Below are 11,826 nucleotides of genomic sequence, written 5' to 3'. Positions count from 1 at the left end.
CGTCACCGTGCACCGTGCCGTGCAGCACTCGACTCTAACCGCACGGTCGGGCTCCCGGCGCCGGCCCTGCGCCGCGAGGAGGTGCCCGGGCCGACGACTACGGCGTCGGGCGCGGCTCGGGGTCGGGGGCCGCGGCGAAGTCCCGGTACACGGAGGTGACGGCCGTCAGGTACGCCGCGATGGCTCTCTGCTGCGCCGGGGAGAAGCCGTCCGCGGCGGCGTCCAACGCCCGTACCAACGGTTCGAGCTCGCCGCGGACGCGGTCACGGGCCGACTCGGTGGGCTCGAGGCGGAACCGCCTGCGGTCGGCGTCGTCACGCACCCGCTCGACGTGCCCGGCACGCACCAGCCGGTCCACGATCTCCGTGGCCGAGGATCGGGTGACGGCCAGGCGCGCCCCCAGCTCCCCGGGTCCCAGGCGGTCGGCCGACAGGGAGATGTGCTCGATCGCCGCGGCGTCGGTGGCGCTCATCTGCAGCCGGTGGGCGACGGCCGAACCGGCCTCTCCGATCGCGTCCTGGAGGTCCCGGAGCAGGCCCACGGACAGCGTGCGACCGGCGTCGGGGTGTTCTTCCACGGGACCACCCTACCCGCCAAGATGCTACGGTAGCCGTACCATCTACCCGGGAGTCGTTCCATGCCCTCGCCGCTCGCGCACCCCGCGCAGCCCGTCCAGCCCGGTGGGGACGAGACGTCCCCGGCAGCGCCGACCGCCGCCGACGCGCACCGTCCCCGCAGGCGCCGCGCCCGCCGGGTCGCCAAGATCGTCGCGCTCTCGCTGCTCGCGGCGCTCGTCGTCGCCGTCGGTGCGTTCCTCGTCTGGGCGAACGACACCTACGCCGCCGAGCCGGACGGGATCGCCGCCGTGCGCGACGACCCGCGCGTCCGGCTCGACGACCAGGGCGACGCCGTCGTCATGACCCCGACGGGCGCGAGCGACGGCCGCGGCCTCGTGTTCCTCGCCGGGGCCAAGGTCGAGCCGCAGGCGTACGCGGCGACCTTCCACGAGCTCGCCGCGGAGGGCACGACCGTCGTCGTCGTCGAGCCGTTCCTCCACCTCGCGATCCTCGAGCGCCGCCCCTTCGAGGCGTTCACGGCGCTCGCTGCCGACGTCGAGGTCTGGGCCGTGGGCGGGCACAGCATGGGTGGGGTCAGGGCCTGCACGTACGCCGAGTCCGAGGAGGTCGACGCCCTCGTCCTCCTGGCGTCCTACTGCTCGCTCGGCGACCTCTCGGGCCGCGCGGACCTGGCCGCCCTCTCCGTCTCGGGCACGCAGGACGCGCTGGTCTCGCAGGAGACGATCGACGAGTCGCTGCCCCTGATGCCCGAGGACACCGAGCTCGTGCGCATCGAAGGCGCCTCCCACGCCCAGTTCGGCGACTACGGGCCGCAGTCGGGGGACGGGACACCGACGATCACCGACGACGAGGCCCGTGCACGCATCACCGAGGCGCTCGTCCCGTTCCTGACGTCTGCGGGCCGTTGAGCCCGGCCCCGCTCCAGGACACCCGCGAGCGCCGCGGGACCGCGGGCCGCGTGCTGCGGCGGTGGTGGCGCAGCGTGCCGGACCGGATCGATCGTCGGGTGGTCGTCGCGGCGTGGATCTCGTTCGCCGCGCAGGTGCTCATCATCGGGACCGGAGGGGCGGTCCGGCTGACGTCGTCGGGCCTCGGCTGCCCGACCTGGCCGCTGTGCACGGCGGACTCGCTGGTGAGCACGCCCGAGATGGGGATCCACGGCCTCATCGAGTTCGGCAACCGCACCCTGACCGGGGTCGTCGGGATCGCCGCGGCGGTGGTTCTCCTGCTGGTGGTGAAGGTCCGGCACGACCGCAGAGATCTCGCCCTGCTCGCGAGCACGGTCGTGCTGGGCGTCGTGGCGCAGGCGCTCGTGGGCGGGGTGACCGTGCTGACCGGGCTCAACCCCTTCGTCGTCGGGTTCCACTACGTGGCCTCGGTCGCCCTGGTCTGCGTCTGCGCAGCCTTCCTGGTCCGCCTGCGCGGACCGTCCGGGGCTCGCGAGACCGCTCCGGTGCCCGGGTGGTTCGTGCGGGCGACCGGCGTCATGGTGGTGACGGCCGCCGCGACCGTGCTCCTGGGCGTCCTGACCACGGGTGCCGGGCCGCACTCGGGCGACCCGCTGGCGGGGAGGAACGGCTTCGACGCGGAGCTGCTGCAGCACGTCCACGCGTGGCCCAGCTACCTGCTCGCCCTCGTCACCGCGTCGCTGACCGTCGTGGCCCGGGTACGCGCCCTGCGGGCCCGGGCGTGGTTCGCCTGTCTCCTCGCCCTGCAGGTCGTGCAGGTCCTGCTCGGCGTCTACCAGGCCCGCAACGGGCTGCCCGCCGTGGCGGTCGGCGCCCACATGGTGCTCGCCGCCCTGCTGGCAGCGGCCACGACCGTCACCGCGATGCTGGTCGCCGGTGGGGACCGTCGGCGGGCAGCCGGGCAGGGAAGGTCCGAGGACGACACGCTCCCCGTCCTCGACAGGGCGGGGTAACGTCCTCGCTTCCGCATACCCTGGGACGATGAGCGAGATGTGGGAGACACCCGACGGCGCACCTGACCGCGCGCCTGACGAGACACCGCGGCCCGGGCGCCCCGGTGGCAGCCGGCAGACCGTGATGCTCGCCGCGTTCGAAGGGTGGAACGACGCCGGGAGCGCCGCGACGTCGGCGCTGCTGCACCTGCACGAGGTCTGGGGCGCGGTGGACGTCGACGAGCTGGACCCCGAGGAGTACCACGACTTCCAGGTGAACCGTCCCGTCGTGACCGAGGCGGAGGACGGCAGCCGCGAGATCACCTGGCCCACGACGACGGTCGCGAGCGCGCTCGTGCCCGGCAGCGGGCGGCGTGTGCTGCTCGTGCACGGTATCGAGCCGTCGATGCGGTGGCGCCGGTACTGCCGCGAGCTGCTCGACATCGCCGAGCGCCACGGCGTGACGACGGTCGTGACGCTGGGCGCCCTGCTCGCCGACGTCCCGCACACCCGGCCCATCCCCATGACCGCCACGTCGGAGAGCACGGGTCTGCAGGCGGTCCTCGACGTGGAGTCGAGCACCTACGAGGGGCCCACCGGCATCGTCGGGGTCCTCCAGCACGCGGCGTCCGAGCGCGGGATGCAGTCCGTGTCCCTGTGGGCCGCGGTGCCGCACTACGTCGCGCACCCGCCGTCGCCCAAGGCGACGCTCGCGATCCTCTCGCGGGTCGAGGAGCTGCTCTCCGAGCCCGTGCCCCTCGGCGACCTGCCGGAGGACGCCCAGGCCTGGGAGCATGGCGTCGACGAGCTCGCCGAGGAGGACGCGGAGATCGCGGAGTACGTGCACCAGCTCGAGGAGGCGAAGGACACCGCAGAGCTCCCCGAGGCCAGCGGCGAGGCGATCGCCCGCGAGTTCGAGCGCTACCTGCGCCGGCGCGACACCGGTGAGAAGGGCGACAAGGGCCCGCCGGCCTGAGCGGTCAGCACCCCCCGGGGGCCTCGGGCCGGCTCGCGGATCGGTGCCCGGGCTCGAGGATCAGTGCCCGGCGAGCGCCCGGGTCACAGCCGGACGCCGAGCAGCGCGTTGATCGCGCGGGAGATGATCCCCGGTGCGCCCTCGGTGTCCGCCGAGGTGTCGCGGCCGGGCTCGAGCGACAGCCGTGCCCAGGCGTCGACGGCCGCGAGCGCCGCGGGTGCGTCGAGGTCGTCGGCGAGCGCGGCCCGCACGGCGTCGAGCGTCGGTGCCGCGTCGGGTCCGCCGTTGCCGGAGACCGCGTCGCGCCACGTGTCGAGCCGGCGGGCGCCGGCGGTGAGGTCCGCCTCGGTCCACTCCCACTCGCCGCGGTAGTGGTGCGCGAGCAGGGCGAGCCGCACGGCCATGGGCTCGACGCCGTCGGCGCGCAGCTCGGAGACGAACACGAGGTTGCCGCGCGACTTGCTCATCTTCTCGCCCTCGTACGCGACGAGCCCGGCGTGCACGTGGGTCGCGGCGCCCTTGCCGTCGCCGAGCAGGCGGTCGTGCGACGTCGACATCTCGTGGTGCGGGAAGAGCAGGTCCGCTCCCCCGCCCTGCACGTCGAACGGCAGGCCGAGGGCGTCGCGGGCGATCACCGCGCACTCGACGTGCCAGCCGGGCCGTCCGGAGCCGAGGCTCCCGCCGTCCCAGGACGGCTCACCGGGCCGTTCGCGCCGCCAGAGCAGCGGATCGAGCGGGTCCTTCTTGCCCTCGCGCTCGGGATCCCCGCCGCGCTCGGCGAAGAGCCGCACCATCTCGTCGCGCGAGAACCGCGCGACCTCGCCGAAGTCGGGGTCCGCGCTGAGGTCCGCGTAGACGTCACCCAGCAACGGGTTGTCGCCGCCCGCGCCGGGCTCGACCGGGACGCGGTAGGCCGCACCCTGTGCCACGAGCTTCTCGACGGCCTCGACGACCGCGGGGACGGACTCGACGGCGCCCATGAAGACGTCCGGCGGGACGACGCCGAGCGCCGTCATGTCCTCGGCGAACAGCGCCGTCTGCCGGACGGCGAGCTCGCGCCAGTCCTCGCCGGTCGCCGTCGCCCGCTCCAGCAGCGGGTCGTCGACGTCGGTCACGTTCGACGCGAGGACGACCTCCTGACCGGCGTCGCGCCAGGCCCGCACGAGCAGGTCGAACGCGACGTACGTCGCGGCATGACCGATGTGCGTGGCGTCGTACGGCGTGATGCCGCAGACGTACATGGCTGCCCGATCGCCGGGCGCCGCGAGGACGAGCTCACCGGTGGTGCTGTCGTGCACGCGGACCGGAAGGCCTCTTCCGGGCAGGGCGGGGATCTGTGGGGAGGGCCAGCTGTGCACGCGACAACCTTATCCGCCTCCCGCCGAGCGGCCAGACCGGAAGGCGCCCGGGTGGCTCCCGGTCCAGAATGCGAGCATGGCCCCGTCGAGCACTCCACCAGCACCTCCCGGTCCCGCGGCGCGGGCCGTGCGCGCGTGGCGGGTCCCCGCCGTCCCCGGTGCGGCCGAGGAGATCACACCGCCCGTGGCCGGGGCCGACGCGACCTTCGACGTCGCGGCGCTGGGCGACCTCAGCGGGACCGACGGCGCAGCGCTCTGGGTCCGCGTGGCCGACGTCACGTCGTTCCGGGCGCTCGCGGAGAGCCTCCACCCCGAGGTACGACGCCTGCTGGCGGGGCTGCGGCACGACGACGCCGCCGGGATGCGGCGCGCGTTCGCCCACGTCGCCTACCTCGGGGAGGACTGGCTGCTGGTCGCCGCACCGACGGTCTGGTTCACCGAGGACGACCGTCAGGTGAGCACGGGCGAGCTCAAGTGCCTCACGGGACCGGGAGTCGTGGTGACGTTCGAGAGCGGCGACGCCCAGGTGCACGAGCACGTGCTGAGCCGCCTCGCCCAGGCCGGCCCACCCACGCACGACGGGCCCGTGGTGGGCGCCGCGGCGACCGGCCCGTCGCTACGGCCCGCGATCCGGGTCACGGGCACGGCACTCGTCGCGCTCGTCTCGCGCGGCTCGCAGGTCGAGCTCGAGCTCGGTGACGCGGTGGCCGACGTCGAGCACACGGTGTTCGGTGCGTCACGCAGCGACCCGACACCGGCGATCTACGGCCTCAAGCGCGAGATCAGCGAGGCGAGGCGCGCCCTGATGCCCCTCGCCGCCGAGCTCCCGGAGCTCCTCGACGGCGCCGAGGGCTCGCGGATCGCGTTCGACCGGCGTGTCCTCGACCGGCTCGCGGCGAGCGTCGAGCGGATCGACCGCCACCTCGACGCCCAGGACGATCTGTTGTCGGACATGCTCTCCGTGCACCTGTCGCGGGTGTCCGTGCGGCAGAACGAGGACATGCGCAAGATCTCGGCGTGGGCGGCCATCATCGTCTTCCCGACCGTGGTCGCGGGGATCTACGGGATGAACTTCACGCACATGCCCGAGCTGCACTGGGTGCTCGGCTACCCGCTGGCCCTTGCGGTCATGGCGGCCGGGTGCACCGTGCTGTTCCGCGCGTTCCGGCGGGCGGGCTGGCTGTGACGCGCGCTCAGACGGCGAGCGCCCCGCCCTCGGGCTGGAGCACCCCGGCGAGCAGGAGGACCACGACGAGTGCCGCGAGCACCAGCCGGTAGTACACGAACGGGCGGTAGCTGTACGTCGAGACGATCTTGAGGAACGCGATGATCACGAGGTACCCGACACCGAACGCGACGATGGTCGCGAGGAGCGTCGGCGCGAACCCGGGCGCGCCGGGCACCGGCTCCCCGATCGACTTGCCGAGCTGGTAGAAGCCCGACCCCATCACGGCCGGGATCGCCAGCAGGAACGAGTAGCGGGCCGCGGCCTCGCGGGTGAAGCCCATGAGGAGGCCGGCGGTGATGGTCCCGCCCGACCGGGAGACGCCGGGGACGAGCGCGAGCGCCTGCGCGAACCCGAACCCGACGGCCTGCAGCGGGGAGAGCTCGCGCAGCGTGCGGCGCTTCTGGCCGACGATGTCCGCCCAGCCGAGCAGGAGGGCGAAGACCGCCAGCATCAACGCCGTCAGGTAGAGGTTGCGGAAGGTGTTCTCGATCGACTCCTGGAACGCCAGCCCCAGGACCACGATCGGCACGGAACCCAGCGCGATGAACCAGGCCATCGCGGCCTGGTGGTCGTGCTTGCCCGTGCGCGAGCGCCAGTCGGTGCCGTGGTCACCGCGCAACGACCGCCACCACGCGCCGCAGATCTCGACGATGTCGCGCCGGAAGTACAGCAGGACGGCAGCCTCCGTCCCGATCTGGGTGATCGCCGTGAACGCGGCACCGGGGTCGGCGGAGCCGATGAGCTCCCCGACGATGCGCAGGTGCGCGCTCGACGAGATCGGCAAGAACTCGGTGAGGCCCTGGACGAGGCCGAGGAGGATCGCTTCCCACGCATTCACGAGCGGTCACGATACCCGTACGACGCCCCTGCGCGGCGCACCCGGCGGCGCGCAGTTCGCGCCGGTAGCCTGCCGCTCATGGAACTTCGCCAAGTGGGTCGCACCGGACTGCGGGTCTCGCAGCTGGGCCTGGGGACCATGACGTGGGGTCGGGACACCGACGAGCTGGACGCGGCCGAGCAGCTGCGGGACTTCGTCGACGCCGGCGGGACCCTCGTGGACACGGCCGCGTCGTACGCCGACGGGGACAGCGAGACGCTCATCGGGAGCCTGCTCGGCACCAAGGTCGGTCGCAGCGACGTGCAGCTGTGCACCAAGGCCGGCATCCGGCGGACGGCGAACGGTCGTGGCGTGGACGCGTCCCGCGGCGCGCTGATCGACTCGCTCGACGCCTCGCTCGCACGGCTGGGCACCGACCACGTGGACCTCTTCCTGGTGCACTCCCCGGACCCGCGCACCCCGTTCGACGAGACGCTCTCCGCCCTGCGGCTGGCGGTCACGAGCGGGCGCACCCGCTACGTCGGGCTCTCGAACCACCCTGCGTGGGCGGCCGCGTACGCCGCCGCCCAGCTCCGGGCGGGTGGCGACGTCGGGCTGGCAGCGGTCGAGCTCGAGTACTCGCTGCTCCAGCGCGGGGTCGAGCGCGACGTCGTGCCCGCCGCGGAGGAGCTCGGTCTCGGCCTGCTCGCGTGGTCGCCGCTGGGCCGGGGCGTCCTCACCGGCAAGTACCGCACCTCGTTGCCCGCCGACTCCCGGGGTGCGTCACCGCACCTGTCCGGGTTCGTGCAGCCCTACCTCGACGGTGCCTCGTCCGCGGTGGTCGAGGCGGTCGTCACGGCCGCCGACGGGCTGGGTCGTGCACCGCTCGACGTCGCGCTCGGGTGGCTACTGGGCCGCCCGCAGGTCTCGAGCGCGATCGTGGGCGCGCGCACCCCCGCGCAGCTCAGGTCGTCGCTGGCCGCGCTCGACGTCCAGCTCCCGGCCGCCGTGCGCGAGGCGCTCGACGACGTCAGCGCGATCCCGGTCGGCTACCCCGAGCGCTGGTGACGCCGTCGGTGACGACCAGGTCGTCCTCCAGCACGTCCAGCTCGTCGTCCTCGAGGTCGTCGTCGTCCGCGTCGTCATCCGCATCGTCGTCGGAGTCGTCATCCGCGTCGTCGTCGTCCTCCGCGAGGTAGAACGGCGTCGCCTCGCCGTGGACCTGGCCGAGCGCCTCGTCGTAGACCTCGAACGCGTCCGCGAGGACGTAGTAGGCGTCGTCGACGGCGGGGTCGTCGTCCCCCCGTCGTGCGGCCACGGCGTGGTAGTGGGCCTCCAGCGCAGCGACGAACCGGTCGAGGGCGGCACGCGGGTCAACGGTCATACCCTGACGGTAGCGCTGGGAGAGGCACAATGGCACACGTAAACGGGAACGAGCCGGGGATGGTGACAGGTGGCGAGCAGCACGACATCGCGCAACGACTCCCGTTGGGCCTCCGAGGGCGGTCAGTACGAGTACCGGGTGCTGACGATCGACCGCTCGACGAGCGGGTCCGACGCCAGGCGGATACTCACCGACGAGGCCGAGTACGGCCGCTGGGAGCTGGCCCGCACCCGCCTGTACGTCGGCGGCGAGCGCCGCGTCTGGCTCCGCCGAAAGATCATCCGGGTGCGCTCGACGCTGTGACCCACCCGACACCGCTGTGGGCGGGACGGTGGCGTGAATCCGGCCACGGATTCCCGCCACCGTCCCGCCCACAGCGGTAGGAGTGGGTAAGGGTCAGCAGGTGCGCAGGAGGCGGTCCAGGACCCGCACGCCGAAGCGCAAGGAGGCGACGGGGACCCGCTCGTCGACGCCGTGGAACATCCCCGAGAAGTCCAGGTCGGCCGGCAGCTGGAGCGGGGCGAAGCCGTAGCCGGTGATCCCGAGGCGCGCGAGCGACTTGTTGTCAGTGCCACCCGAGAGCGTGTACGGCAGGACGGACGCGCCCGGGTCCTCGGCGACGAGCGAGGCCACCATGGCGTCGACCAGGTCGCCGGTGAACGGGACCTCGAGCGAGATGTCGCGGTGGATCGGCTCGATGCGCACGTGCTCGCCCGCGAGCGCCTCGATCGTGGCCATGCCCTCCTCCTCGTGCCCGGGCAGGAGACGCACGTCGACGGTGGCCTCCGCGCGGCCGGGGATGACGTTCGCCTTGTACCCGGCGGCGAGCTGGCTCGGGTTGGAGGTGTGCTGCACGGTGGCGCCGACGAACCGCGACGCCGGGCCCAGTGCCGCGACGAGCGCGTCCACCGAACCCGGGTCCGCGGGGTCGTAGCCGAGGCCCGTGAGGTCGGCCACACCGCGCAGCAGGGCGTCGACCGTGGGCGTCAGCGTGTAGGGCCACGGGTGCGCGCCGATGCGCGCGACGGCGGCGGCGAGGTGCGTCACGGCGTTGTCGGGGTTGACCTGCGATCCGTGCCCCGCGCGACCGTCGGCGACGAGCCGGAGCCAGGCGATGCCCTTCTCCGCCGTCTGCAGCAGGTACGCCCGGCGGCCGTCGATGTCCACGGAGAAGCCGCCGACCTCGCTGATCGCCTCGGTCGCGCCCTCGAAGAGCTCGGGCCGGTGGTCGACGGCGTAGCGCGCCCCGTACGTCCCGCCGGCCTCCTCGTCGGCGAAGAACGCGACGACGACGTCGCGGGCGGGCTTGCGCCCCTCGCGCACCATCTGGCGCACGACCGCGAGGATCATCGCGTCCATGTCCTTCATGTCGACGGCGCCGCGGCCCCACAGCAGCCCGTCGATCTCCTCGCCGGCGAACGGGTCGACGGACCAGTCGTCGGCCTGCGCGGGCACCACGTCGAGGTGCCCGTGCAGCACGAGCGCCGGGCGCGAGGAGTCCTCCCCCGCGAGGCGCACGACGACGCTCGCCCGGCCCGGTGCGGACTCGAACAGCTCCGGATCGAGCCCGACCTCCTGCAGGGAGGCCATGACGTATTCCGCGGCGGCCCGCTCGCCCGGACCCGAGCCGTCACCGAAGTTCGAGGTGTCGATCCGCAGCAGGTCCTGGCAGATCCGCGCGACCTCCTGCTCAGCGGTCGGTACGGAGAGGCCGGGGCCGGGGTGCGGGTGCAGAGAGGTCATGCGCCCACGCTACCCGCCGAGGTAGAACCCCCGTCGCCGAGGTAGAACCCTGGTCATCGACCGGGGTTCTCGCTCGGGAACTGGAGTTCTACCTCGGCGACCCCGGTTCTACCTCGCGGTCAGTGGTCCAGGTGGGTGCGGCGGGGGCCCGTGCCGTCGCCCGCGGCGTCGTGACCTGGGTGGGTGGCGTCGTCGGGCACCTCGATGCGCTCGGGCGCGTCGTCCCCCGGCGCCACCACGACGAACTGGCCCATCATGCCGAAGTCCTCGTGGAGCAGGACGTGGCAGTGGTACATGTACGGCGTGGTGGGGTCGGTGTGCTCGCCGAAGGTCACGAGCAACCGGGTGGTCCGCCCGGGCTGGAGGTAGACGGTGTCCTGCCAGCCCTGGAGGTCGAGGGGCGGGGCCTCGCCACCGACGTCGAGGACGTGGAACTGCACGTCGTGGACGTGGAAGTTGTGCACCATGTCGTCACGGCCCGTGACCTCCCAGATCTCGGTCGCACCGGCCTCGACCACCTCGTCGATCCGGCCCCTGTCCATCTGCTCACCGTTGATGGACTGCCCGGAGAGCGAGAAGGCGCGCGTCGCGGTCGCGGACGCGACGTTGGGCACCTCGGCGCCGGCGCCCGCCAGCGTGGCGGGCAGGTCGCCCGACGGCGCGAGGTCGGGAGCGGCGCGCAGCTCGAGCACGTCCAGGGTGTCGTCGCCGCCGGAGAACCGGGCGGTCACGGGGTTCGTCCCGAGGTCCTGCGGGTGGCTGCGCAGGACGGCCCGCTCCCCCGGTTCGACGTCCACGACGATCTCGGCGCGGTCGCCGGGGCTGAGCGTGATCCTGTCGGTCCGGACGGGCTCGGAGAGCAGCCCGCCGTCGGAGGCGATCAGCGCGACGTCACGGCCGTCGGTGAAGCCGAGGTTCAGCACGCGGGCGTTGGAGCCGTTGAGCAACCGCAGGCGGACCCGCTCGGTCGTCACGTCCAGGTACGGGCCGGGCGTGCCGTTGACCAGGACCGTGTCGCCCAGGACGCCGACGGCCGAGAACAGCGGCGGGGCGTCGTCGAGCCGCCCGTCGGGGTGGAAGGACTTGTCCTGGATCACGAGCGGCACGTCGTCGACGCCGTAGTCGCCCGGCAGGTCGTCGTGGGCGGCGTCCGCCGCGTCCGCGCCGTCGCCCTGGCCGGGGTCGACCAGGAAGAGCCCCGCGAGCCCGCGGTAGACGTGGTCGGCGGTGCGCCCGTGCAGGTGCGGGTGGTACCAGAGCGTCGCGGCCGGCTGGTCGATCGTCCAGGTGGGCGACCACGTCTGACCCGGGTCGACCATCTGGTGCGGTCCGCCGTCCATCGCCGCCGGCAACCTCATCCCGTGCCAGTGCAGGGTGCTGGTCTCTCCCAGCGAGCTGGTCACGTCGACCCGCACCCGCTCGCCGCGCTCGGCGCGCAACGTCGGCCCGAGGAACGACCCGTTGACGCCGAGCGTCGGGGTCGGGCCGCCCTGTCCGAGGTCGGTGGTCCCCTCCTGCATCTCGAGGGCGAAGACCCGGGTGCCGTCGGCCTCGACACGTGACTCTGCGAGCGGCGGGATCGCCAGCTCCCGGTCGAACGTGACCTGCCCGGCGGTGCTCAGCGCACCGCGCGCGAAGACGATCGCACCGGCGGCGACGAGCACCGCCACGACGACCGCGACGGCGAGGCCGATCAGGGCGAGCCGGCGACGGCGTCGCGGGCGCACGGTCGGGGCGGTCGGGTGGGCGGTGGGCCGGGCGGTGGGCATGGGCTTCCTCGTCGACGGGGGCGCCGGAGGGCGCCTGGTGCGCCGCGGAGGATCCCGCGGACTCACCTCGACG

Annotated in this window: 12 protein-coding genes; 6 read left to right on the top strand and 6 right to left on the bottom strand. The window is 73.5% G+C overall.

Annotated features, from left to right (window positions below):
• Positions 1-97 precede the first annotated feature (97 nt).
• Positions 98-577, bottom strand: coding sequence for a MarR family winged helix-turn-helix transcriptional regulator (locus OHL10_RS04840; protein WP_265521060.1), 480 nt, complete (start codon positions 575-577; stop codon positions 98-100).
• A 60-nt stretch (positions 578-637) separates the two neighbouring features.
• Here OHL10_RS04840 and OHL10_RS04835 point away from each other — a divergent pair, with 60 nt between their 5' ends.
• The 3 genes from OHL10_RS04835 to OHL10_RS04825 are packed head-to-tail and all read left to right on the top strand — an operon-like array spanning position 638 to position 3,454.
• On the top strand, positions 638-1,486 hold the full coding sequence (locus OHL10_RS04835; RefSeq protein ID WP_265521059.1) for an alpha/beta hydrolase: 849 nt from the start codon (positions 638-640) through the stop codon (positions 1,484-1,486).
• The gene (locus tag OHL10_RS04830) at positions 1,483-2,499 is read left to right on the top strand and encodes a COX15/CtaA family protein (RefSeq protein WP_265521058.1); all 1,017 of its coding nucleotides are present in this window, start codon (positions 1,483-1,485) and stop codon (positions 2,497-2,499) included. The genes OHL10_RS04835 and OHL10_RS04830 overlap by 4 nt, the downstream gene beginning before the upstream one ends.
• A gap of 28 nt (positions 2,500-2,527) precedes the next feature.
• Entirely contained in the window at positions 2,528-3,454 is a 927-nt protein-coding gene (locus tag OHL10_RS04825; RefSeq protein ID WP_425498958.1) for a PAC2 family protein, read from the top strand.
• An 83-nt stretch (positions 3,455-3,537) separates the two neighbouring features.
• On the opposite strand, the gene mshC is transcribed toward OHL10_RS04825, so the two are convergent.
• Positions 3,538-4,812 carry a cysteine--1-D-myo-inosityl 2-amino-2-deoxy-alpha-D-glucopyranoside ligase gene (mshC, locus tag OHL10_RS04820; RefSeq protein WP_265521057.1) on the bottom strand — a complete coding sequence of 425 codons (1,275 nt, stop codon included), beginning with the start codon at positions 4,810-4,812 and terminating at the stop codon, positions 3,538-3,540.
• Positions 4,813-4,888: 76 nt separating this feature from the next.
• On the opposite strand from mshC, the gene OHL10_RS04815 reads away from it, so the two are divergent.
• Positions 4,889-5,998, top strand: coding sequence for a CorA family divalent cation transporter (locus OHL10_RS04815; protein WP_265521056.1), 1,110 nt, complete (start codon positions 4,889-4,891; stop codon positions 5,996-5,998).
• Positions 5,999-6,005: 7 nt separating this feature from the next.
• On the opposite strand, the gene uppP is transcribed toward OHL10_RS04815, so the two are convergent.
• Positions 6,006-6,878, bottom strand: coding sequence for an undecaprenyl-diphosphatase UppP (uppP, locus tag OHL10_RS04810; RefSeq protein ID WP_265521055.1), 873 nt, complete (start codon positions 6,876-6,878; stop codon positions 6,006-6,008).
• Positions 6,879-6,956: 78 nt separating this feature from the next.
• Between uppP and OHL10_RS04805 the strand changes: the two genes are divergently transcribed.
• A complete protein-coding gene (locus tag OHL10_RS04805) occupies positions 6,957-7,925 on the top strand; it encodes an aldo/keto reductase (protein WP_265521054.1) in 969 nt (322 codons plus the stop codon).
• On the opposite strand, the gene OHL10_RS04800 is transcribed toward OHL10_RS04805, so the two are convergent.
• Positions 7,888-8,241 (bottom strand): primosomal protein, encoded by a 354-nt coding sequence (locus OHL10_RS04800; RefSeq protein WP_265521053.1) that lies wholly within the window; start codon positions 8,239-8,241, stop codon positions 7,888-7,890. The two genes, OHL10_RS04805 and OHL10_RS04800, sit on opposite strands and share 38 nt — an antisense overlap.
• 69 nt (positions 8,242-8,310) lie before the next feature.
• Between OHL10_RS04800 and OHL10_RS04795 the strand changes: the two genes are divergently transcribed.
• On the top strand, positions 8,311-8,544 hold the full coding sequence (locus tag OHL10_RS04795; protein WP_265521052.1) for a DUF5703 family protein: 234 nt from the start codon (positions 8,311-8,313) through the stop codon (positions 8,542-8,544).
• 93 nt (positions 8,545-8,637) lie between these two features.
• Here OHL10_RS04795 and OHL10_RS04790 read toward each other — a convergent pair whose 3' ends face one another.
• Together OHL10_RS04790 and OHL10_RS04785 are read right to left on the bottom strand one after the other, a co-directional pair.
• On the bottom strand, positions 8,638-9,984 hold the full coding sequence (locus tag OHL10_RS04790; RefSeq protein ID WP_265521051.1) for a M20/M25/M40 family metallo-hydrolase: 1,347 nt from the start codon (positions 9,982-9,984) through the stop codon (positions 8,638-8,640).
• Between the two features lie 119 nt (positions 9,985-10,103).
• Positions 10,104-11,753, bottom strand: coding sequence for a multicopper oxidase family protein (locus OHL10_RS04785; protein ID WP_265521050.1), 1,650 nt, complete (start codon positions 11,751-11,753; stop codon positions 10,104-10,106).
• Between the last annotated feature and the right edge of the window lie 73 nt (positions 11,754-11,826).

It is taken from the genome of Oerskovia flava (assembly GCF_026163685.1).
GTDB classification, from domain to species: Bacteria; Actinomycetota; Actinomycetes; order Actinomycetales; family Cellulomonadaceae; genus Oerskovia_A; species Oerskovia_A flava.
Note: the sequence above shows the minus strand (reverse complement) of the source record. Positions and strands in the feature narration are given on the sequence as shown.